This window comes from Streptosporangium sp. NPDC051023 (genome assembly GCF_040689595.1).
Taxonomy (GTDB): domain Bacteria; phylum Actinomycetota; class Actinomycetes; order Streptosporangiales; family Streptosporangiaceae; genus Streptosporangium.
Genome location: NZ_JBFBCE010000009.1, coordinates 31573 through 53476 on the forward strand (window position 1 = coordinate 31573; position 21904 = coordinate 53476).

At 71.1% G+C, this 21904-nt stretch carries 18 protein-coding genes; 5 read left to right on the plus strand and 13 right to left on the minus strand.

Annotated elements, in window-relative coordinates:
* Positions 1 to 207 precede the first annotated feature (207 nt).
* Positions 208 to 1194 carry a sulfotransferase gene (locus AB0395_RS08120; RefSeq protein ID WP_366278179.1) on the plus strand — a complete coding sequence of 329 codons (987 nt, stop codon included), beginning with the start codon at positions 208 to 210 and terminating at the stop codon, positions 1192 to 1194.
* Between the two features lie 57 nt (positions 1195 to 1251).
* Here the strand turns inward: AB0395_RS08120 and AB0395_RS08125 are convergent, their stop codons facing one another.
* Complete coding sequence (locus tag AB0395_RS08125) at positions 1252 to 2145, minus strand: hypothetical protein (protein WP_366278181.1); 894 nt, start codon at positions 2143 to 2145, stop codon at positions 1252 to 1254.
* A 340-nt stretch (positions 2146 to 2485) separates the two neighbouring features.
* Positions 2486 to 3811, minus strand: coding sequence for a lanthionine synthetase LanC family protein (locus AB0395_RS08130; protein WP_366278182.1), 1326 nt, complete (start codon positions 3809 to 3811; stop codon positions 2486 to 2488).
* Between the two features lie 362 nt (positions 3812 to 4173).
* On the opposite strand from AB0395_RS08130, the gene AB0395_RS08135 reads away from it, so the two are divergent.
* Positions 4174 to 6462 (plus strand): AAA family ATPase, encoded by a 2289-nt coding sequence (locus tag AB0395_RS08135; RefSeq protein WP_366278184.1) that lies wholly within the window; start codon positions 4174 to 4176, stop codon positions 6460 to 6462.
* 63 nt (positions 6463 to 6525) lie between these two features.
* Here the strand turns inward: AB0395_RS08135 and AB0395_RS08140 are convergent, their stop codons facing one another.
* The 11 genes from AB0395_RS08140 to AB0395_RS08190 all read right to left on the minus strand — a co-directional run bounded on the left by AB0395_RS08140 (position 6526) and on the right by AB0395_RS08190 (position 18624).
* The gene (locus AB0395_RS08140) at positions 6526 to 8211 is read right to left on the minus strand and encodes an FAD-dependent oxidoreductase (RefSeq protein WP_366278186.1); all 1686 of its coding nucleotides are present in this window, start codon (positions 8209 to 8211) and stop codon (positions 6526 to 6528) included.
* 1 nt (position 8212) lies between these two features.
* The gene (gene trxA, locus AB0395_RS08145; RefSeq protein WP_366278188.1) at positions 8213 to 8659 is read right to left on the minus strand and encodes a thioredoxin; all 447 of its coding nucleotides are present in this window, start codon (positions 8657 to 8659) and stop codon (positions 8213 to 8215) included.
* 11 nt (positions 8660 to 8670) lie between these two features.
* Positions 8671 to 11277, minus strand: coding sequence for an ATP-dependent chaperone ClpB (clpB, locus tag AB0395_RS08150; RefSeq protein ID WP_366278189.1), 2607 nt, complete (start codon positions 11275 to 11277; stop codon positions 8671 to 8673).
* Positions 11259 to 11579, minus strand: coding sequence for a chaperone modulator CbpM (locus AB0395_RS08155; protein ID WP_366278190.1), 321 nt, complete (start codon positions 11577 to 11579; stop codon positions 11259 to 11261). The genes clpB and AB0395_RS08155 overlap by 19 nt, the downstream gene beginning before the upstream one ends.
* Positions 11579 to 12553 (minus strand): DnaJ C-terminal domain-containing protein, encoded by a 975-nt coding sequence (locus AB0395_RS08160; protein WP_366278192.1) that lies wholly within the window; start codon positions 12551 to 12553, stop codon positions 11579 to 11581. Before AB0395_RS08160 ends, AB0395_RS08155 begins: the two co-directional genes overlap by 1 nt.
* Positions 12550 to 13140 (minus strand): nucleotide exchange factor GrpE, encoded by a 591-nt coding sequence (locus tag AB0395_RS08165; RefSeq protein WP_366278194.1) that lies wholly within the window; start codon positions 13138 to 13140, stop codon positions 12550 to 12552. The genes AB0395_RS08160 and AB0395_RS08165 overlap by 4 nt, the downstream gene beginning before the upstream one ends.
* Positions 13133 to 15055 (minus strand): molecular chaperone DnaK, encoded by a 1923-nt coding sequence (dnaK, locus tag AB0395_RS08170; protein WP_366278196.1) that lies wholly within the window; start codon positions 15053 to 15055, stop codon positions 13133 to 13135. Before dnaK ends, AB0395_RS08165 begins: the two co-directional genes overlap by 8 nt.
* Before the next feature lie 259 nt (positions 15056 to 15314).
* The gene (locus AB0395_RS08175; protein WP_366278197.1) at positions 15315 to 15785 is read right to left on the minus strand and encodes a general stress protein; all 471 of its coding nucleotides are present in this window, start codon (positions 15783 to 15785) and stop codon (positions 15315 to 15317) included.
* Positions 15786 to 15865: 80 nt separating this feature from the next.
* Entirely contained in the window at positions 15866 to 16510 is a 645-nt protein-coding gene (locus AB0395_RS08180) for a DedA family protein (protein ID WP_366278199.1), read from the minus strand.
* Positions 16511 to 16620: 110 nt separating this feature from the next.
* Positions 16621 to 18276 (minus strand): 2-succinyl-5-enolpyruvyl-6-hydroxy-3-cyclohexene-1-carboxylic-acid synthase, encoded by a 1656-nt coding sequence (gene menD, locus AB0395_RS08185; protein WP_366278201.1) that lies wholly within the window; start codon positions 18274 to 18276, stop codon positions 16621 to 16623.
* Between the two features lie 135 nt (positions 18277 to 18411).
* Positions 18412 to 18624 carry a hypothetical protein gene (locus AB0395_RS08190; protein ID WP_366278202.1) on the minus strand — a complete coding sequence of 71 codons (213 nt, stop codon included), beginning with the start codon at positions 18622 to 18624 and terminating at the stop codon, positions 18412 to 18414.
* 78 nt (positions 18625 to 18702) lie between these two features.
* On the opposite strand from AB0395_RS08190, the gene AB0395_RS08195 reads away from it, so the two are divergent.
* The 3 genes from AB0395_RS08195 (at position 18703) to AB0395_RS08205 (ending at position 21887) form a co-directional block, all read left to right on the plus strand.
* Entirely contained in the window at positions 18703 to 19878 is a 1176-nt protein-coding gene (locus tag AB0395_RS08195; RefSeq protein WP_366278388.1) for an AMP-binding protein, read from the plus strand.
* Positions 19879 to 19926: 48 nt separating this feature from the next.
* Positions 19927 to 20298, plus strand: coding sequence for a hypothetical protein (locus AB0395_RS08200; protein ID WP_366278204.1), 372 nt, complete (start codon positions 19927 to 19929; stop codon positions 20296 to 20298).
* A gap of 185 nt (positions 20299 to 20483) precedes the next feature.
* Entirely contained in the window at positions 20484 to 21887 is a 1404-nt protein-coding gene (locus tag AB0395_RS08205) for an RNA polymerase sigma factor (protein WP_366278205.1), read from the plus strand.
* Positions 21888 to 21904 lie beyond the last annotated feature (17 nt).

Here is a 21904-nt window from a genome sequence, read left to right on the forward strand (position 1 = left end):
CGACGATCCGGGAGCGCGCCGGGCCCCACAGCGCGAGGCGAGACGACATCGCCGCCCCGTGCCCGGCGCATCCCACAACGGCCGCCGGAGTCCTCTTGACCCGAAGATCCATCCAGGCGCGGCGCTTACCCGGCGCCGGACGCTTGTCTTTGCCACAGGAAGGGCTATATTTACCATAAAAGCAGTAGGGATTAAGGGTAATAAAAGATGCCGCTGCCAGACTTCCTCACGATCGGTGCCCCGAAAGCCGGGACGACGGCCCTGCACGCCGCGCTGTCGCGTCATCCGGGGCTCCTCCTCTCACCGGTGAAGGAGCCGAAGTTCTTCCTCAGCGACGGGCCACCCCCGACCAGGGGCGGCCCTGGCGACGCCCAGACCTACCGCGAGCACGTCTGGCGGCGTGAGGACTACGAGACACTGTTCGCGGGCGCGCCACCGGGCACGCCGACCGGCGAGTCCACCCCGTTCTACCTGTACGACCTGGCCGCCCAGCAGCGCATCAGGGCCGCGATCCCCGAGGTCAAGCTGATCGCGGCACTGCGCGACCCGGTCGAGCGGGCACACTCAAACTGGACACACCTGTGGTCCGCCGGACTCGAGCCGATCGGCGACGTGGTGCGGGCCTGCGCGGAGGAGGAACGGCGGATCGCAGCGGGTTGGGCCCCGTTCTGGCACTATCTCGCTCTCGGCCGTTACGGCGAGCAGCTAGAGCACCTGTTCACCCTGTTCCCCCGTGAGCAGGTGTTGATCTTCCGTTACCGGGACCTGGTCGACAGGCCGGTCGAGACCCTCGACAGGATCTGCCGCTTCCTGGGCGTCGAGCCCGGCGTCGTCACCGAGGTTCCGAGGGAGAACGTGACCGCCCATCCTGAGCCGACGCGCGGCCACCAACTGCTGTCGCGGGCACTGCGGGCCGGAGCGGCCGTCGGCCGCTTCCTGCCGGCACAGGTGAGCGGCGCCCTGACCGATCCGCTGGAGCGGCGGCTGCAGCAGCGCGCCCGCTCAAGGCAGCCGCTGACCTGGGAGCAACGCGAGCAGCTGATCGGTCACTTCGCCGACGACGTCTCGTTGCTACAGGAAGTGACCGGAGAGGACTTCAGCGACTGGCTGCTCCCCCGCGAGCGGTCGGGCGGTCTGGTCGGCACCCGCCCCGCCGGACAGCGCCAGGCCCGCAACGGGCGTCCGCAGGCATGAGCCGGGCCGGTGCCCGTCTCCCGGCACCGGCCTCCGGCCCGCCCGATGAGGGGCGCGTCAGCGCAGTTCGGTACGCAGCTCGTGCGCGCCGTCCGCACGGGTGTACTCGTAGTAGAGCCGCCGCCCGCCGTCCGGCAGGTCCACGATCTCCATGTAGCGCAGGCCGCCGCCCGCGTGCGGGGAGGCCGCGGCGGGTTCGGTGCCGACGGGAGCCAGCTCGGCCGGGTCGGTGCCGACCGCGACCCCCGTCTTCTCCTCGTAGTTCTCCCCGGCCGTCGCCCGGCCGTCGTACAGGGCGACGACCTGGCCGCCCAGGAAGCGGACCGCGGAGATCCTGGCACCGCGGGCGTCCCAGAAACCCGGCCTCCCGCTGAGCGCCGTGCCCTGCCAGGTCCACTCGATCCCGTCGGCGCTGGTGGCGTAGTCGCTCACCATCTGGTCGGCCTCCTCCGGCTCCGCCAGGGGGTGGCAGGAGGCCCACAGGTGCCACACGTCGCCTCGCCGTACGATCACGGGGTCCTTGACGCCGGTCTTGGGGTCGCCAGGGAGCACGACCCGGCGATGGGCGGGGTCGAATCCGGCCGGATCGTCGGCCTCCAGCACCTCGACCCGCCAGTGCTTGGTGCCGTGGGTGGCGCAGCTGAGATAGAGCCGCCAGCGGCCCCCGGGGGTGCGCACCAGCGTCGGACGCTCCAGGGACTCGGTGTCCATCTCCTGCTGGTGGATCGTGAGCAGGGTCTCGAAGCGCTCGCCGTCCTCCGATCTGGCGACGACGACCGCGTAACCGCGCCCCTCGCCGACCGGCCTGCGCAGCCGGTAGGCAAGGTAGATCAGCCCGTCGCTCGCCACCGCGCTGGGGGCGCCCGCCCAGTGGCCTGAAACCGGCCTGGCCGGTTCGATCGCCACCGTGGAACGGTCGGGGTCGGGAAGAAGGTCCTCGATTGTCAGCACGACATCGACGGTAGGCAAGGCTTCCGCAGTGCTCACGAAGAATCACCAATCATGGTCACGAACTTTGGTCGCCCTTTGACGATCATGGGATCAGACCGTCTTCAGGACCTCCCGTACGAGGAGCGGCGGCGGCCGCTGCCCCTTCCCCGCCGGGGCGGCACGATCCGGCGTGCCTGGGTATGTCTCGAAGGGTAAGTGAAGAACACCACGCTCTGTACGAATGTCAGCGCAGGTCACCGCGTTGACACCGGTCGCGCAAGAGTGGGCGGGACGGTGCTCGCGCCGGGTTCCGCATCCCATGCGATGGTCACCTCCGCCCTTCCCCCGGGGCTTCCCGCGCTCAGGACCGGCGAAGCGTCGCCGTGGGGAGCGGGATGGCCGGGAACGGATTGTCCGGCGGCAGGACGAGCCTGCGCGCCTCCTCCGGGCGTGTGGTCGCGTCCAGGTGCAGCAGCGCGGCCCCGATCCCCGCGGCCCCGATCATGTAACCGGTGTCCGCGGTGACCTCCCAGGGCCGCAGCCTGCGGTAGGCCTGGTACCACCGCGAGCCCCGCTCGTCGTGTGAGGTGGCCCTGCCGATGAGGTTCTCGCCCAGTTCGTGGGCGAACTCCAGATGGGCGGAACGGCCCGTCGCCGCCCAGAGCCCCACGAACAGCTCGACCAGGCCCGCGGTGCCACAGCACTGGCAGGCGACGTTCCAGTAACCCTCGGTCTGGCGTCCCGGGACCCCGCTGCGGACGATCCCCCTGGCCAGCCGCTCGACCCAGTCGAGGTCCCCGGCGTCGCCGGCGACCCGGTACAGCTCGTAGAACATCCGCGCGACACCGGCAGAGCCCGAGCAGAATCCCAGGTAGTGCAGGTCACGGCCCTGCGGAATGTGGTGCGGGACCATCGCGCACCGCTCGGTCACGGTGCTGATCGCGCGGACGAAGTCGGCTCCCCTCCTGGCGGCGCTCAGGAAGCGGAGTTCACCGGTCACGCCGTAGAGGCGAGCCAGCAGGAAGGCGGTGCCCGCGGTGCCGGACAGGAAGCCCGGCGTGACGGCGTCCAGCGGAAGGTCGGTGGCGCAGGCCCCGTGGCCGAAGCGGTGGCCGGGCACGGCAAGGGAGGCGATACGCGCGCCCGCCTCGACGGCGATCTCCTGGTAGGCCGGGACGCCGAGGATGCCCGCCGCGTGCAGCAGGGCCAGGATGATGCCGCCGTCGCCGCGCTGGGCGGGGTCGCCGGTCCAGCCGAGGCCGCCGTCGATCGAGCGGGCGCTGCGCACGACGTGGTCGGCGACCGCCCCCGCCTCGACCTCGAAGGAGCCCTCTCCGGTGGCCCACCCCGCCTCGGCGAGCGCGAACATCACTCCCGACAGGCCGTGGTGGAGGGAGAGATCCGCCTGGTCCCGCCAGGTGGCGGCGAGGTAGCGGGCTCCGGCCCTGGCGTCGTCGAGATAGCCGTCGTCCCCGGTCGCGGCGGCGAGCTCAAGGAAGAACAGGACGACGCCCGCCGCCCCCGAGTACAGCGACAGCGGCTGACCAGGCAGGGCGGCCTTGCCACGCGGGTCCGGGTTCGCCCTCCAGTGCCTGCCCCGCTCGTCGTCGACGGCTGCGGAGCGGATCCATCGCGCGGCCCTGGTCGCCGCGAGCAACGGGCTCTCGGTTCCCGGTTCCGGGCTCATGGCGGCTCCTTCGTACGGCGAGACCACCAGCTTACCCCCATTTCCTACAGGATCAATAGGTAATACTGAAATCGGCAAGGTCGGTGACGTCTCCCCGGGTATAGAAGGCAGGCTACTACGCCCGCCGTCGCGCCGGAGGCGATATCCGCCGACCAGGCGATTGCGCGCACCCGCCCTCCATCGCGGGCACCCACCTCACCCCTGGCGATCATCCCGACACCCATCCTCATTCCGGACATGGAACCGAGAGGGAGGCCACCCCGTGAACCTGTTTTGACGAGGGGTTTTGACACCTGCGGACATGACATAAAAGGACATCGGGGAGAAAATCACCTATATGACCTCGGATCCTGGACAAGGCGATGCGCGGCCGGGCCCATGAATGGGCGACGGTCCTGCGGCTGCTGGGGGCCACGGGGACGCCGGGAAACGTGATCCTCGTCGAGGGCGAGCCTGGGGTGGGCAAGAGTCTCATGCTCGCCGAGGCGGCCACCGTCGCGTCCGCGCGGGGAACGGCGGTCGCGGCGGGCAGGGCCGACGAGCTGGGCAGGCTGATGCCGCTGGGGCCGCTGCTGTCCGCCCTTGAGGAGTCGCCGTCGGCCATGGCCGTCACCAGGAACGCCATGCCCGGCGGATCGGGCCTGCTGATGTGGCTGGCCGGGCAGGTGCGGACCTCGCTCGAGCGGCGCGCGGAGCGGGGGCCGCTGCTGGTGACCCTGGACGACCTTCAGTGGGCTGACCCCGCCACGCTCATGGCGCTGCGGACGCTGCCCTCCCAGCTTGCCCGCCGCCCTCTGGCGTGGCTGCTGGCCCGCCGGGTCACCGAGGGCACCGACGACGCCCGCCTGTTCGACCTGTTGCGCCGCGAGGGGGCCACCAGGATCATGCTGCGCCCCCTCTGCGAGGAGGCCGTGGCCGAGGTGGCGGCGGACGCGCTGGGCGCGGTCCCCGACGAGGAGTTGACGATGCTGGCGGCGCAGGCGGGAGGCAACCCGTTCCTGCTCGTGGAGCTGCTCACCGGGCTGCGTGAGGAGAACGCCGTCAGGATCGAGGCCGGCGTCGCCAGGCTGACCGGTTCGGCGCTGCCCCGCCGCGTCCACACCGCGGTACGGCGGCGCCTGGAGGAGGTCGGCCCCAGGACCCGGTACCTGCTCGAGGCGACGGCCGTGCTCGGTCGCTCCTTCTCACCCGCCTACGCGGCCGAGATGCTCGGCGAGCCCCCCGCGGCCCTGCTTCCCGCCCTGGAGGAGGCGCTGGCCGCGGGCGTCCTCGTCTCCGGCCAGGACGAGCTGTCGTTCCGGCACGAGCTGCTGTGGCGCTCCGTCGTGGAGACGGTCCCCGCCCCGGTACGGCGGGCGCTGCACGACCAGATCGACAGAACCGCGCCCCCCGGACCGGCCAGAAGACACCACGTGGCGGACGGCGCGACGGCCGAGAGGCTCGTGCTGCTGGCCCTGCTCGCCTGGGACGAGGGCAGGCTCTCCCGCGGGCTCGACCTCGCCAGGGAGGCCGTGGAACGGCCGGGCACGGGACACTACCCGCAGCCGCGGGCCGTACTGGCCACGATGCTCACCGACCTGTGGCTTCTCGACGAGGCCGAGGCCATGACGGCGAACGCCGCGATCGAGGCGGCGGGGCGTCCGGCGTGGGCCGCGGAGATCCCCGTCCTGCGCGCCCGTCTCGACCTGGCGGCGGGCCGCTTCGGCAGCGCGATCGCGCAGGCGGAGACCGGCCTGACCGCCGTCGGGTCGCTGAGCCCCGCGGAGGCCATGGACGTCCCGGCCCTGGCCTCCTCCGCGCTGTCGGTCCTGGGCACCGCGTCGCTGCGGGCGGGGGACCTTCCCCGGGCGATCAGGTACCTGGAGAACGAGCTGGCGCGGGGGGCGCGGGACGCACCGCCGTACGCGCGACTGCGCTCCGAGCTGACCGCGGGACGGATCAGCGAGGCCCGGGACGGGGCGGCGAGTGGGATGAGCTCGCTGTGCCGGGTCTACGACGCGTTGCCCCGGCACACGGGGGCGCTGACCAGCGAGCCGACCGCCGCGGCCTGGCTGGTGCGGGTGGCCATGGCGGTCGACGACGAGCGCAGGGCCGACGCCGTGGTGGACGCGGCAGAGGGCATCGCCTGGCGCAACCCCGACCTGCCCAACCCCGCGGTGTCCGCCACCCATGCGCGGGGCCTGCGCGAGCGCGACAGGGAGGCGCTGGGCCGCGCCGTGGCCGGGCACACCGATCCGTGGGCGAGGGCCTCAGCCGCCGAGGATCTGGGCGTGCTGCTCAGCGCCGACGGTGACTGCCGCGACCTGGCCGTCGAGACCCTCGACGATGCCCTCTCCCGCTACGGGGCGATGGAGGCGATCCGTGACGCGGCACGGGTGCGCGGCAGGCTGCGAATGCTCGGGGAGCGCCGCCGCCACTGGGTCAGGACCGACCATCCCGTGTCGGGCTGGGACAGCCTGACCGGCACCGAGCGCGCCGTCTGCGAGCTCGTCTCCAGGGGGCTGACCAACCGTCAGTCCGCCGAGCAGTTGTTCATCAGCGAGCACACCGTCGCCTTCCACCTGCGCCAGATCTTCCGCAAGCTGGGCATCCGCTCACGTGTCGAGCTGGCCAGGCTCGCCGCGGAGAGAGAGGACCGTCTGGCTCGCTGACAGGTCGCCGGAGGGCGGGCGGCGAACGCGACGAGCGAGGATGGACCGGAGCGGCCGTCCAGGTCACCGGGCGGCCCCGGACGTCCGGGCCGGGCGAGCCGTCTCCCTCGTCTTTGTGGGTTCGGGGGACCGAGGGCTCTGGGACGTCTCACGCGCGAAGTGCTCGTGCACCAGCCGCACCGCCATGGCCCCCTCGCCCACCGCCGAGGCGACCCGCTTGACCGACTGGCTTCTGACGTCGCCAACCGCGAAGACGCCCGGCAGGCTGGTCTCCAGGGGCAGGCCGTCGTCGGCACCGGTGACGATGAACCCCTTGTCGTCGACGGCGAGCACGGAGGCGAGCCAGGTCGTGCACGGCTCCGCCCCGATGAAGACGAACATGGCCCGGGTTTCGACGCGCCGCCGCCGCCCGGTGCGCGTGTCCACCGTCACGACAGCCTCAAGCCCGTCCCGGCCTGCCAGCTCGCGGACTTCCGTGTGGAGCGCCACCTCGATCCGGGGGACGCGCCCGATCCGGTCGACGAGATAGCGCGACATGTTCTCCTCGAGGTCGTCACCACGGACCAGCAGGCGCACCGACGCGGTGTGCTCGGAAAGGAAGACCGCCGCCTGCCCCGCCGAGTTCCCTCCGCCCACGACCACGACCTGTTCACCCGCGCAGAGATCCGCTTCGGCCAGGGTCGCGGCATAGTGGACGCCATTGCCCTCGAAGGCCTCCAGGCGGGGCACGTCGAGCTTGCGGTAGCGCGCGCCAGTGGCGATGACGATCGTGCGGCCCTGGATCGGCGGCTCGTCACCGATCCCGACGGAGTAGAACCCGCTCCACGGTTCAAGCGAGGTGGCCTTCGCGGGTACAGCCAGGCAAGCGCCGAACTTCCTTGCCTGGATGACGGCCCGCTCGGCGAGCTCTCCGCCGGAGATGCCCGAGGGGAAGCCGAGGTAGTTCTCGACGCAGGAGGAGGTACCTGCCTGGCCCCCGGTCGCGACCGCGTCGAGCAGCACCGTGCGCAGTCCCTCCGACGCCCCGTACACCGCCGCGGCCAGGCCCGCGGGCCCCGCCCCCACGACGACGAGGTCGAAAAGGTCCCCGGGCACCCACGGCACCGGCAGGCCGACGGCGCGGGCCAGCTCGGCGTCGGTGGGATTGCGCAGGACCTGGGTACCGCCGAGGATCGCGATCGGCGTCTCCCGCGGCGTTATGCCGAGGTTGCGGACCAGCACCTCGACCTCCCGGTCCTCCTCCAGGTCGACCCAGCGGTGCGGCAGTCGGTTGCGGGCGGCGAACTCGCGCAGCCTGCGGGCGTCGGGCGAGTAGCGGGAGCCGACGACCCTCAGCCCGGATCCGCTGCTGATCAGTAACGACCGGCGGATCATGAAGGCCCGCAGAATCAGGTCTCCGAGTTCGACGTCGTGGGCGACGACGTGCCGCAGGGTGTCGACGGGGACCTCGAGGACCTCACCCGCCTCACAGACGACCGAGGTCACGAACGCCTTCCGGCCGGTGAGCATCCCGAGTTCGCCGGGGAAGCGTCCGTGGCCGTGAACCTGCGTGACCCGCTCCCCCTTGATGACCGCGACCTTCCCCGCCAGAACGACGAAGAAGTCGGGGACGTCCTCGCCCTCCCGGATCAGCACGTCGCCCGCCCTGCTGGAGCGCCGGGTCCCGTGGGGGGCGAGTCGGCCGAGCTGTGCCTCCTCCAGACGGGGAAACGCCCCGTGGTGATCGGGTGTCTCCGCGAACGCGTCCATCTCAGCCTCCCTCCCCTCCCGCCGTCGCGATCGCCCGGTCGACCCACGCGCGCAGCTCGGGGGCGGGGACGGCACCGACCTGCTCGGCCACGACCCGGCCACCGATCACCACCATCAGGTAGGGGATGCTCCGGATCGCGAAACGCTCGGAAAGCTTGGGTGCCCTGTCCACGTCGACCTTGACGAGCTTCACCTGTCCCGCGAGATCCTCCGCGACCTGGTCGAGCGCCGGGCCGACCGTCCGGCACGGCCCGCACCACGACGCCCAGAAGTCCACGACCACCGGAACGGCGGACGCCTCGACCACGTCGGCGAAGTCGTCGTCACCGGCCTCGACGATCCACGGCAGCCGGCCGCGGCAGTTACCGCAGCGCGGGACACCCGCCGCCGCGGCGGGCACCCGGTTCTTCTTCCCGCAGTTCCCGCATCGCACGATGTTCGCCGACATGCCGCTTCTCCTCACTCATAGACGACGACCAGTTCCCCCTCGGCCAGACCGACCCGGACCACGGCGCCCTCGTGCGCCTCACCGGTGAGCAGCGCGCGTCCGATGCGGGTCTCGACATCCCTGGCGATGAAGCGGCGCAGCGGGCGGGCGCCGTACACCGGGTCGTAACCCCGCTCGGCGATGTAGCGGCGTGCCTCGCCCGAGACCTCCAGCCCGATCCCCCGCTCCTCGAGCCGCGCCCGCAGGTCGCCGAACATCAGCTCGACGATGCGCTCGATCTCCTCCTCGGTGAGCGGCTTGAAGATCACGATGTCGTCGACCCGGTTGAGGAACTCGGGCCGGAAGTGCGAGCGCAGCTCCGCCATGACCCGTTCCTGAGTGTCCTGCTTGATCTCCCCGCTGGAGGTGACGCCTTCCAGCAGGTAGACCGAGCCGATGTTGGAGGTCATGATCAGGACGGTGTTGCGGAAGTCGACGGTCCTGCCCTGCGCGTCGGTGAGCCGCCCGTCGTCGAGAACCTGCAGCAGCGTGTTGAACACGTCCGGGTGCGCCTTCTCGATCTCGTCGAAGAGCACCACCGAGTACGGCTTGCGCCGTACGGCCTCGGTGAGCTGCCCGCCCTCGTCGTAGCCGACGTAGCCGGGCGGGGCCCCGACGAGGCGGCTGACGGTGTGGCGCTCCTGGTACTCGCTCATGTCGATGCGGATCATGTTGTCCTCGGTGTCGAACAACGCCGCCGCGAGCGCCTTGGCCAGCTCGGTCTTGCCGACACCCGTCGGCCCGAGGAAGATGAACGACCCGATCGGGCGGCGCGGATCCTTGATGCCCGAGCGAGCCCTGATGATGGCGTCCGACACCGACCGCACGGCCTCGTCCTGGCCGATCACCCGCTCGTGCAGGACCTCGTCCAGGTGCAGGAGCTTCTCACGCTCCCCCTCCTGCAGGCGGCTCACCGGGATGCCCGTCCATCTGGAGACGATCAGTGCGATCTCCTCCTCGGTCACCACCTCGCGCAGCAGCCGTCCAACCCCCTGCTTGCTGCGCAGGCGCTCCTCCTCGGCCCGCAGCCGCCGTTCCAGCTCGGGCAGCCTGCCGTGCCGCAGTTCGGCTGCGCGGTTGAGGTCGTAGTCGCGTTCCGCCCGCTCGGCGTCGGCACGGACGTGCTCCATCTCCTCGCGCAGGGCCTGGACACTGCGCAGGGCCTGCCGTTCGGCCTCCCACTGGGCGCGCATGGCGTCGGCCTCGGCGCGCAGGTCGACCAGTTCCTTGCGCAACTCCTCCAGGCGGGCGGCGCTCGCCTGATCCTCCTCCTTCGCCAGCGCGGCCTCCTCGATCTCCAGGCGCATCACCCTGCGGGTGAGCTCGTCGAGCTCGGCGGGCATCGAGTCGATCTCGGTCCTGAGCATCGCGCAGGCCTCGTCGACCAGGTCGATGGCCTTGTCCGGCAGGAAGCGGTCGGAGATGTAGCGGTGGCTCAGCACCACGGCGGCGACCAGCGCGGAGTCCTGGATCGTCACCCCGTGAAAGACCTCGAGGCGCTCGCGCAGGCCGCGCAGGATCGAGATGGCGTCCTCGACCGAGGGCTCGTCGACCATGACGGGCTGGAAGCGGCGTTCCAGGGCGGCGTCCTTCTCGATGTGCTTGCGGTACTCGTCCAGGGTCGTGGCGCCGATCATGTGCAGCTCACCGCGGGCCAGCATGGGCTTGAGCATGTTGCCCGCGTCCATGGCGCCCTCCGCCGCACCCGCCCCGACGACCGTGTGCAGCTCGTCGACGAAGAGCAGGATCCGGCCCTCGGCGGCCACGACCTCGGTGAGCACCGCCTTGAGGCGTTCCTCGAACTCGCCGCGGTACTTCGCCCCCGCCACGAGGGCGCCCATGTCGAGGCTGAAGATCACCTTGTCCTTGAGCCCCTCGGGCACGTCGCCGTTGCTGATCCGCTGGGCGAGGCCCTCCACGATGGCTGTCTTGCCGACTCCCGGGTCGCCGACCAGCACCGGGTTGTTCTTGGTCTTGCGGGACAGGATCTGGACGACGCGGCGGATGTCGGCGTCACGCCCGATGACCGGGTCGAGCCTGCCCGAGGCGGCATCGGCGACCAGGTCCCGCCCGTACTTGGCCAGCGCCTCGTAGGCGACCTCGGGCATCGCCGAGGTGACCCGCTGGTTGCCGCGGATGGCGGTGAGCGCCTGCAGGAAGCCGTCCCTGGACAGCCCCTGCTGGTGCAGCAGGCGTCCGCTCGCGGTCTCGCTGCCCTCCTCCAGGAGGGCGATGAGCAGGTGCTCGACGGAGACATACTCATCCTTGAGCCGGTCGGCCTCACGCTTGGCCGCCTCGAGCAGCCGGGAGAGTCGCTGGGTCACCCGGACCTGGCCGGGGTCGACACCGGGCCCGCTGACCCTGGGCCTGCTGCTCAGCGCCGCCTCCAGGTCGTTGCGAAGCCGCTCGGTGTCGACGGAGGCACGCAGGAGCAGGCGGGGTATCAGCCCGTCCGGCTGGTCCAGCAGCGCCAGCAGCAGATGTTCCCCGTCGACCTCGGTGTGCCCGAAGCGAAGGGCCTTGGTCTGCGCGTCGTGCAACGCCTCCTGGGACTTCTGCGTCAGCTGGTTGACGTCCACCTCGGTCCTCCTGGGATTCGGGAGCGGTCGCGCGCGGCGGCCTCCAGTTCGGCGATGCGGTCGAGCAGGTCGACCACCAGGCCGAGGGCCGCGTAGTTGAGGGCGAACCCGGCGCGCAGACGCTGGATCCTGGCCATGGCGAGCAGCTGGGACGTCGGGAACCACAGGCGCCCCGCCGCGTCGCGCTGCGCGTCGAGCACGCCGAGGGCGACCAGGCGCCGCACCAGTTCGGGGTGCGTCCCGGTCGCCCGGGCGAACGACTCGATGTCCAGACGCTCGGGCCTGGCGAGGGAGTAGACCATCACCGCCTCCTCGGGTCGAACGTCGAGACCGCGGCGAGCTGCTCGAACAACCGCCGTTCCTCGTCGGCCGGCCGGGGCGGAACCATGATCCGTATTTCGGCGAACAGGTCACCCGGCTGGCCTCTGGGGTTCGGCATCCCCCGGCCGCGCAGCCGCAGCCGTCGCCCGCTTGATGTGCCCGCGGGCACCTTGACCTTGGCCTCGCCCGCGGGCGTCTCGACGGCGACGGTCGCGCCGAGCGCCCCCTCCCACGGGGTGATCGGGAGCCGGAGGTGAATGTCGCGTCCCTCGACCCGGTAGCGGGGATGCCGCGCGATCCTGACGATCAGGTAGAGATCTCCCGCGGGGGCTCCGTCGCCGCCCCTGCCGCCCTGTCCCGCCAGGCGGATCCGTTGGCCGTCCGTCACTCCCGCGGGGATCTCGACCTCGATCCTGCGCCCTCCCACGGTGAACGCCTTGTGGCCTCCCCGGTAGGCGTCCTCGACGCTCAGCTCGATCTCGGCCTCCTGGTCGGCCCCGGGGATGGGCCCCCAGCCCGGGGCCGCCCTGCCCGGCCTGCCCGTCCTGCCGGCGAAGAGTCCTTCCAGGAGATCGTCGATGTCGACGCCCTCCCCGAAGCCGGACGGGCCCCCCTGAGCAGCCCATCCGCCCTGTTCCCTGCCCTGTCCCCTGCCTTGCCCCCCGCCTTGTCCCGCGCGCCCCGCCCCGGCACGCGCCCACGTCTCGGGGTCGACGTCCTCGGGCACCTGGCGGAATCCCGGGCCGAACGCGTCGTAACGACGGCGGGTCTTGGGGTCGGACAGCACGCTGTAGGCCTCCGAGATGTCCTTGAAGCGATCCTCGGCCGCCGGGTCCTTGTTGACGTCGGGGTGGTTGGCCCGCGCGAGCTTGCGGTAGGCGCGCTGGATGTCCTCCTGGCTCGCGTTCCTCTGCAGGCCGAGGATCTCGTAGAAGTCCTGGTCGGGTGGCATCATTCCGCCTTGGAGACGACGACCAGCGCGGGCCGCAGTTGCCGTTCGCCGTCCCCGTACGCGGGCTGCACCACGTGCAGGACCGTCCCGTCCGGTGTGCCCTCCTGGGTGAGCACGCCGACCGCCTCATGCCTGGCGGGGTCGAATCTCGTGCCGGTGTCGTCGCGGCGCGGGAAACCGAGACGGTCCAGCACGTCCAGCGCCTGGTCGCGGATCGCCCGCAGTCCCTCGGCGACGGAGGCGGGGTCGGTGTCCGCGTGGTCCAGGGCGCGTTCCAGGTTGTCCAGCACGGGCAGCCACTCGGCGGCGGCCCGCGCCTCCTCCTCACCCCGCACTCGAATTGTGTCGCGGCTGACTCGTTTGCGCAGGTTGTCGAGGTCGGCCAGGGCGCGCCGCCACCGGTCCTGAAGCTCGGCGACCCGGTCCTGGAGCTCGGTGACGTGCTCCTTGAGCTCGGTGATCTCCGGCTCCGCCGTACCGGTGGCGTCCTCCCCCGGACCTGCCTGCGCGGCGTCGGCCCCTCTGTCGGCCGCCTGCCGGCCGACGGCCTCCTCGGCCTCGGCGTCGTGCCGTCCGGACCTCTCACTCATCGGTCGTGAACTCCGCGTCGATGACGTCGTCGTCCTGGCCTCCGCCCGCGCCGCCGGCGCCGCCGGCACCGCCAGGACCACCGGGACCACCGCCCGCACCGCCCGCACCGCCCGCACCGCCAAGGGACGCGCCGAGGCCCTGGTAGACCTGCTGCAGCTCGCCGGTCAGGGACCGCAGCCGGTCGATCGTCGTCTCATGCTGCTTGATCGCCTCGCGGGCGTCGGAGACGAGCATCTCGGCCCGCGCCTTCTCATGGACGGGAACCCCGTCCCCCAGCTCGGACAGCCGCCGTTCCACCTGGTAGGCGACGCTGTCCAGCTCGTTGCGGGCGTCCACGACCTGCCGCAGCCGCAGGTCCTCGTCCCGGTGCCGCTCCGCGTCCGCGACCATCCGCTCGACCTCGCCCTTGTCGAGGGTCGAGCTCTCGCTGATGGTGATGCGCTGCTCGGCGCCGGTGTCCTTGTCCTTGGCCGAGACGTTCAGGATCCCGTTCGCGTCGACGTCGAAGGTGACGTCGATCTGGGGCACGCCACGCGGTGCGGGCCTGATGTTCTCCAGCCTGAACCGGCCGAGGACCCGGTTGTCCGCGGCGCGCTCGCGCTCGCCCTGGAGCACCACGACGTCCACCGCGTTCTGGTTGTCCTCAGCGGTGCTGAACACCTCGGCACGCCGGGCCGGAATCGTTGTGTTGCGCTCGATGACCTTGGTCATGATCCCGCCGAGGGTCTCGATGCCGAGCGACAGGGGCGTCACGTCGAGCAGGACGACGTCCTTCAGCTCGCCCTTGATGACGGCCGCCTGCACCGCCGCGCCCAGCGCCACGACCTCGTCGGGGTTGACCGTCATGTTCGGGTCCTTGCCGCCTGTCATGCGGCGCACCAGGTTCTGTACGGCGGGCATCCTGGTCGAGCCGCCGACCAGGATCACCTCGTCGATGTCGTTGGCGCTGAGCCGGGCGTCGGCCATGGCCTGCTCGACCGGCCCCTTGCACCTCTCCAGCAGGTCGGAGGTGATCTCCTCGAACGTCGCCCGCCGCAGCGTGGTGTTCAGGTGCTTGGGCCCCGAGGCGTCCGCCGTGATGAACGGCAGGTTGATCTGGGTCTGGGTGACCGACGACAGCTCGACCTTGGCCTTCTCCGCGGCCTCGAAGAGCCGCTGCAGGGCCTGGGGGTCGGAGCGCAGGTCGATGCCGTTGTCCCGCTGAAAATCGTCCGCGAGGTAGTCCACGATGCGGCGGTCGAAGTCGTCTCCGCCAAGGTGGGTGTCGCCCGCGGTCGCGCGCACCTCGACGACGCCGTCGCCGATGCTCAGGATGCTGACGTCGAACGTCCCTCCGCCCAGGTCGAAGACAAGCACGGTCTCGTTCTCCTTGCGGTCGAGACCGTAGGCGAGGGCGGCGGCGGTCGGCTCGTTGATGATCCGCAGCACCTCGAGGCCTGCGATCTTCCCCGCGTCCTTGGTCGCCTGGCGCTGGGAGTCGTTGAAGTAGGCGGGCACGGTGATGACCGCCTCGGTGACCTTCTCCCCGAGGAACTTGGAGGCGTCGTCGACGAGTTTGCGCAAAACCAGGGCAGCGATCTCCTCGGGCGCGTACTGCTTGTCGCGCACCTGGAAGCGGACGGCGCCGTCGGGACCCGAAACCACGTCGAACGACACCGCGTTCATCTCGGTGGAGACCTCGTCGTAGCGGCGCCCGATGAAACGCTTGGCCGAGTAGATCGTCCCCTTTGGGTTGAGGATCGCCTGGCGCCGGGCCAGCTGCCCCACCAGACGCTCGCCGTCGTCGGTGAAGGCCACGACTGACGGTGTCGTCCGCGACCCTTCGGCGTTGGGGATCACGGTGGGCTTCTCGCCCTCCATCACGGCGATCACCGAGTTGGTCGTCCCCAGGTCGATCCCGACTGCTTTAGCCATGCTGATCTCCTCCTGTGGCGCTTGCGCGCCGCCGACGCCGGCTCACCGTCATGGCCGCCTCATCCTCAGATCTGACAGTCCCGCGCCCCGGCGGGACAGGGGCCGCACGGGCCCGCGCCCATCACCGGCGGCAACACGGCACGGGTGCGAGGAGACGTCCGCCCGATCCCGGAAGAGCGCACGAGACACGGGTGCCGCGCCCCGGCGGCCAGGGCGTGCGGCCCCTCCCGGCACACGGTTCGGGCGAGCGGTCACCGCGCTAGGTGTGCTGAGGTACGCCGGTCTCGAGAAGCCTGCGGGCCTCGGCGGCCTGCGGGGTCGTGACACGCAGTTCGTAGCGGTTGGCGACGATCGCGCTGGAGGACAGGAAGTCCCGCTTGCCGCCGGTGAACGCGTGAGCGATGAGCCCGAAGATGGCTCCCGCCACCGCACCCCAGATCACGCTCCACAGGACCAGGATCCAGGGGAACCCGCCGGGGGTGAAGATCGCGAAGAACAGGCCGATCAGCAGTCCGAGCCAGGCGCCGGTCCCCGCGCCCATCCCGGCGGAGCGCAGGTAGGTCAGCCGTCCGAGCACCTTCTCGACCATCCGGAGGTCCATTCCGACGATCATCGCGTGCTGGACGGGGAAGCGCTGGTCCGACAGGTAGTCGACGGCTCGCTGGGCTTCCTCGTAACTGCCGTATGTGGCTATCGAGTCATAGCCGGTCAGAGTCTGGTCGGATAGCATGCCGTCTCCCTTTCACGGTGAGTTCGTACACACTCAGCGTGACCAGATCACGGCTTCCCGCACATCCCCAGGTCTGGTAATCAGCCGGCGCCGACCGGCTCGCCCGGCTCCTCGGGCTCCTCAGCAGCCATTTTGGCGGCCCTGCGCCGGAGGATCAGCGTGGTCGCGGCGCCGAACAACAGCGCGACGACCAGGGCGACCCAGGAGAAGCCCTGCAGCCATCTCTCAGCGGCCATGCCCAGGTAGTAGATCACCGCGGTGGTCCCGCCCGCCCAGGCGACGCCGCCGAGCATGTTGGCGATCAGGAACTTCCAGTACGGCATGTGCAGCGCGCCCGCCAGCGGCCCCGCCAGGATGCGCAGCAGCGCGACAAAGCGGCCGAAGAACACCGTCCACATGCCGTAACGGTGGAAGTAGCGCTCGGCCTTTCCGATGTGGGAGGGGCCGAAGTGCTTGGGGAACCTGCGCCCGAGCCGGTCGAACATGGGCTTGCCGCCCCTGCGCCCGATGGCGTACCCGATCGAGTCGCCCACGATGGCGCCGATGCTGGCGCAGATGCCGACCCAGAGCGGGTCGACCACGCCCTTGGCCGCCAGCAGCGCGGAGCTGACCAGAACGATCTCGCCGGGCAGCGGGATGCCAAGGCTCTCGATCCCAATCACCATACCGACCAGGACGTAGACCCACACGGCGGGAATCGCCTGAAGCCACTCGTCGACATGCATGACCGCCACCCTATTGCGTCATCATTGCGTCATCGTCGTCGCGCCGCCCGGCACGGGACGTGTCGGGCGACGCGGAGCACGGCGTCCTCGCCGCCCGCGCCCCCGCGACGTCACATGACGCGGCGGATCGCGCTGTGGGCCGCGTCGCGCATCATGGCGTGCAGCACCGCGTTGGGTTCCCGGTCCGTGCGGACCTCGACGATCCGCACCCCCTCCCCGCGCAGCGCCTTGGGAAGCTGGTCCGGCTCGCCGACGAAGGTGTACGGCGTGCCGGTCGCCGCGGCGACGTGGGCCAGGTCGACCCCGTGCGAGGTGCCGAAGACCCGCTCGAACGGGTCGCGCAGCGCAGCCTGAGGCAACAGCGAGAAGATCCCGCCGCCGTCGTTGTTCACCACGACCAGGCACAGGTCGGGGCGGGGCTCGCGAGGGCCGAGGATCAGCCCGTTCTGGTCGTGCAGGAACGTCAGGTCGCCCATCAGCGCGTAGGTGGGGCCGTTGTGCGCCAGCGCCGCGCCCATCGCGGACGAGACCACGCCATCGATCCCCGCGGCCCCCCTGTTGGACAGGATCCGCAGCCCCCGCCTCGGACGCATCGCCTGGTCGAGGTCGCGGATCGGCATGGAGGAGCCGGAGAACAGCAGCGACCCGTTCGGCAGCACGTCGACCAGGTCGCGGGCCAGGCGCGGCTCGCTGAGCCCGCCGCCGTCCAGCACCTCGTCGATCGCCGTCCTGGCCGCCGTGTCCGCGCGGCGCCACGAGCGCAGCCAGGCGTCGTCTCCCGCCGCGACCGGGATCTCGACCGCCTGCGCCACCTGGGTCGCCGAGCGGGTCGGGTCGGGCCAGCGGGTCAGGTCGGGGGCAACGACGATGTGCTCCTCGGCGTGCCTGAGCCAGTTCAGCAGCGGCCTTGACAGGCCGGGGCGGCCCAGGGTGACGACCACGTCCGGGCGGTGCCGGTCGGCGAACTCGGGAGTGCCGAGCAGGAAGTGGTAGGTCGACATCGCGTGGTCCCCGTAGCGGGCGCCGCCATTCGGCTCCGACAGGACCGGCCATCCGGCCATGCCCGCGGCCGCGACGTATCTGCGCATGTTGGCTGCGCCGTCCCCGACGACGAGCACGCCCCTACGGGTCGGCGGCAGGTGCAGCGCAACCGCGGGAGGCGCGACCCTGGCGCGGATCCACGGCCCGTTGGCGTCACCCTCGAGGGACTCGCACCAGGAGGCGTCGCCGTCCGGGACGAGCGGCTCGCGGAAGGCGAGGTTGAGGTGAACCGGGCCGGGGTCGGATGGGCCGAGCGAACGCTGGTAGGCGCGGCAGGCCAGGGATCGCCAGTAGGCGACCTGGCCCGGCCGGTCCTCGGGCACGCCGACCTCGCTGAACCAGCGGACCGCGGTGCCGTACAGCTTGATCTGGTCGATGGTCTGGCTGGCGCCGGTATCGCGCAGCTCGGGCGGCCGGTCGGCGGTGAGCAGCAGCAGCGGCACCCCCGACTCGTGCGCCTCGACGACCGCGGGGTGGAAGTTCGCCGCCGCGGTGCCGGAGGTGCACATCAGCGCGACCGGTCGCTCGCCGCGCCTGGCCAGGCCCAGGGCGAGGAAGGCCGCCGACCGCTCGTCGATGCGCACGTGCAGCCGGACACGGCTGTCGGCGTGCGCGGCGAGAGCGAGCGGGGCCGAGCGGGAGCCCGGCGCAAGCACCACGTCGGTAAGGCCGCAACGTACGAGTTCGTCGACCAGCACGGTCGCGAGCGCGGTGGCGGGGTTCACCGCACTGCCTCCTCTGGTCGTCGCGCCCTGAACGGCGGGCGCGTCTGGTGACGGACCGGCGCGAGCCCCGTCGCGCCTGGACGGCGCGTTCCGAGACCGGCCCGGGTTCGGGTTCGGTTCATGACCACAGGCCTGTTACGGCCTGCGCGGGAACGTGCCTGGGCCGGGGGCGCGCCTCTTGCGGCCGCCGCCCGAGCGGAAGGCCCGGTCTCCCCCGCCGGTGAGAATGATCACACCGATCTCCGGGTACTCCCGAGGGACGGTGCAGGCATCCCTGAGCCCGGAGAGCCTCGCCTCGCCCACCGCTCGCGCGCCAGTGGCCGCCGACTCGACTCGCCCCGTGCTCACGATGGCTCCGCCCCTTTCCGCCGCGCCGGGGACTCCCCGGCCATCATCCGTTTTCCCGGCACTAACCTTACGACTGTGATGACCGGCCCTGTGCACGCGGAGTCGCCTTCCGAGCGGCGCGAGCTACACGCCGTCGTGCTGCCCCCGGGACCGGAGCTGTTCAGGGCCGTCGGCGCCGCCCTCGACGGCAGCGGCCCCGCGGTGCTGCCCCTGCCGCCCTCCCTGCCCGCCCCCGCGCTGCGGGCCACGCTCGACGCGCTGCGCCCGACCCATGTCAACGGGATACGCCGCGAGCGCGGCGTCGGAGTGCCCGGCGAGGTGGCCGTCGTCATCGCCACCAGTGGCACGACCGGAACCCCGAAGGGGGTCCAGCTGTCCGCAGCCGCCCTGCGCGCGTCCGCCTCGGCCTCGTTGCGCCGCCTCGACGCCCGTCCTGGCGAGCGCTGGCTCTGCTGCCTGCCTCCCTCCCACATCTCGGGACTGCAGGTTCTCGTCAGGTCGCTGCTCGGGGAAACAGAGCCGATCGTGCACGACGGTTTCTCCCCCGAGGAAGTGCTGGCCAGCGGTGCCCAGCACGTCTCGTTGGTGCCGACGCAGCTGCGCCGCCTGCTCTCCGCCGACCTATCGGTTTTCAGGACGATCCTGCTGGGTGGTGCGGCCGCTCCTCCTGGCCTGCTTGAGGCGGCGAGGGCTGCGGGTGCCAGGGTCGTGACCAGCTACGGGATGAGTGAGACCTGCGGGGGGTGTGTTTACGACGGCACCCCCCTTTACAATGTAGATCTGAAGATTGGCGACGATGGACGGATCCGCGTCGCGGGCCCCGTGCTGTTCTCCGGCTACCGGCTGCGGCCTGACCTGACCGGCGCGGCGCGCGACGGCGACTGGTTCCTCACCTCGGATCTCGGCACGCTGACCGGTGGGCGGCTGCACGTGCTCGGCCGCTCCGACGACGTCATCAACACCGGCGGAGAGAAGGTCGTCGCGGCCGCCGTCTCCGCCGTCGTCGCGGAGCATCCCGGGATCACCGACGCCGTCGTGGTCGGCCGCCCCGACCCGGAGTGGGGCGAACGGGTGACCGCCGTCGTCGTCTCGCCCGATCCCCCATCCCTGGCCGACCTGCGCGCCTTCGTCAAGGAGCGGCTGCCCGCCTACGCGGCCCCGGCCGAGCTGGTCGTCATGACCGAAATACCACTTCTGTCCAATGGCAAGCCGGACCTCGCGGCTCTCCGTTATGGTCATGACCGGGAACCGTGAGAGGACCCGGAACGTCAAACAGACAGCCGAGGAAGGAAGGACGAGCCGATGCACATCACCCGCAAGACGTGGGTCTCCGCCGGAATCGTCAGCGCGATCCTCGCGGGCGGCATCTCCGTGACGGCGGCGGCTGCCGCCAGGGGCGACAGGGAGACGGGCATCGAGGGGAGCGCGGATCCCGTGTCCGCCGTACCACCGGGCTCCGTCTCTCCGACTCCCGACTCCCAGGTCACCGAGACTCCCCCGACCTCCGAGCAGACGCCTCCACCTCGGGACGGCTCCGTGGTCTCCAGGGATGTCAACCCCGACCCAGAACAGGTCACGACATACTGGACCAAGCAGCGCCTGCAGGAGGCGAACCCGTTTCCCATGCCCGAGGTCGACGACCTTTCCGAGGGCCGGGTGAACGGGACCGAGTAGCCCCTGTCCTGCACCGAGTAACACGGGGGGACCGCTCCGGAGCGACCCCCCATCATATTTTCCCCGTCAAGTCGGGAACATAAAGTTCTTGGCTGGGGTTATTGGTACTGGTGCGTTGAGTGGCCTCGGGCCGCCCCACCCAACAACCTGTAAGCAGACGACTCCGTGATGGAGGAGGTGTCCTCATGCCCCAAACCGCCGTGGCGACCTCATCGGAGGCCCCGACGACCCTCGAGCAGCTCCTTGACCGAGGGCGAGTCCAGGGCCACCTTTCACTCGCGGAGCTGCGTCACGCCTTCGCGGAGGCGGGGATCAGCCCCACAGAGGGCCGGTCGATCCTGCGGGAGCTCACCGAGGCGGGCGTCAGCCTGGCCGCCGAAGACGAGCCCACGCTCACCGCCGCGACCAAGAAGGCCGCGACCAAGGCGGCGGGACGCGCGACCACCACCCGCAAGGCCAAGGCCGCCCCCGCGAAGAAGACCTCGACCGCCGCGAAGGCGGAGCCCACCGCCGACACCCCCAGGGGCGCCAGGCGCGACGCGGCCGAGATCGAGCCGGAGGCCGACGAGGAAGAGTGGACCGCCGAGGAGGCGGAGATCGAGGCCGAGCCCACCATGGACCTGGACGACCAGTCCTCGGTCATGGGCGATTCGGTCCACACCTACCTCAAGTCGATCGGCCGCCGCACCCTGCTCACCGCGGCGCAGGAGGTCGAGCTGGCCAAGCGGATCGAGGCGGGCCTGTACGCCGAGTCCAAGCTCGAGGCCGAGCCCGGCCTGTCGGCCGCCGTACGCGACGACCTGGAGTGGATCGCCGAGGACGGCCGCCGCGCCAAGGACCACATGCTGGAGGCCAACCTCCGCTTGGTCGTCTCCGTCGCCAAGAAGTACACCGACCGCGGCATGGCACTGCTCGACGTGGTCCAGGAGGGCAACCTCGGCCTGATCCGCGCGGTGGAGAAGTTCGACTACACCAAGGGCTACAAGTTCTCCACCTACGCCATGTGGTGGATCCGCCAGGCCATCCAGCGTGGTTTCGCCGACTCTGCGCGCACCATCCGTCTGCCCGTTCACGTGCTGGAGATGCTCTCCAAGCTCTCGCGCGTCGAGCGCGACATGCATCAGCGTCTCGGCCGCGAGCCCACCCCTGAGGAACTGGCGGTCGAGCTGGACAAGACCCCCGACCAGATCGAGGAGCTGCTGCGCACCAGCCGCCAGCCGATCAGCCTCAACGCCACCATCGGCGACGACGGCGAGACCACCATCGGCGACCTCATCGAGGATGTCGACTCGCCGGAGGCGTCGGAGGTGGTCGACCGCCAGCTGCTCGGCGAGCAGCTGCGTGGCGTACTGGGCAACCTCTCCCCCAGAGAGGCCAAGATCATGGCCCTGCGCTTCGGCCTCGTCGACGGCAAGCCGCACACCCTCGACGAGATCGGCAAGCATCTGGGCCTGACGCGCGAGCGCATCCGCCAGCTGGAGAAGGAGTCCCTCTCCAAGCTGCGCCACCCCAGCAACACGCGTCCGCTGCTCGACTGGGCGTCGACGCTTCGGGTAAGAGCTACCTGGACTTCTTCGCGGGCATTCTGACCAACATGATCGGGTAC

Bases quoted from the DNA above. Each gene is read 5' to 3' on its own strand.
- AB0395_RS08120 (WP_366278179.1), top strand. From the start codon at position 208: ATGCCGCTGCCAGACTTCCTCACGATCGGTGCCCCGAAAGCCGGGACG.
- AB0395_RS08130 (WP_366278182.1), bottom strand. From the start codon at position 3,811: ATGAGCCCGGAACCGGGAACCGAGAGCCCGTTGCTCGCGGCGACCAGG.
- AB0395_RS08135 (WP_366278184.1), top strand. From the start codon at position 4,174: ATGCGCGGCCGGGCCCATGAATGGGCGACGGTCCTGCGGCTGCTGGGG.
- AB0395_RS08140 (WP_366278186.1), bottom strand. From the start codon at position 8,211: ATGGACGCGTTCGCGGAGACACCCGATCACCACGGGGCGTTTCCCCGT.
- trxA (WP_366278188.1), bottom strand. From the start codon at position 8,659: ATGTCGGCGAACATCGTGCGATGCGGGAACTGCGGGAAGAAGAACCGG.
- AB0395_RS08155 (WP_366278190.1), bottom strand. From the start codon at position 11,579: ATGGTCTACTCCCTCGCCAGGCCCGAGCGTCTGGACATCGAGTCGTTC.
- AB0395_RS08160 (WP_366278192.1), bottom strand. From the start codon at position 12,553: ATGATGCCACCCGACCAGGACTTCTACGAGATCCTCGGCCTGCAGAGG.
- AB0395_RS08165 (WP_366278194.1), bottom strand. From the start codon at position 13,140: ATGAGTGAGAGGTCCGGACGGCACGACGCCGAGGCCGAGGAGGCCGTC.
- dnaK (WP_366278196.1), bottom strand. From the start codon at position 15,055: ATGGCTAAAGCAGTCGGGATCGACCTGGGGACGACCAACTCGGTGATC.
- AB0395_RS08175 (WP_366278197.1), bottom strand. From the start codon at position 15,785: ATGCTATCCGACCAGACTCTGACCGGCTATGACTCGATAGCCACATAC.
- AB0395_RS08180 (WP_366278199.1), bottom strand. From the start codon at position 16,510: ATGCATGTCGACGAGTGGCTTCAGGCGATTCCCGCCGTGTGGGTCTAC.
- AB0395_RS08195 (WP_366278388.1), top strand. From the start codon at position 18,703: ATGACCGGCCCTGTGCACGCGGAGTCGCCTTCCGAGCGGCGCGAGCTA.
- AB0395_RS08200 (WP_366278204.1), top strand. From the start codon at position 19,927: ATGCACATCACCCGCAAGACGTGGGTCTCCGCCGGAATCGTCAGCGCG.
- AB0395_RS08205 (WP_366278205.1), top strand. From the start codon at position 20,484: ATGCCCCAAACCGCCGTGGCGACCTCATCGGAGGCCCCGACGACCCTC.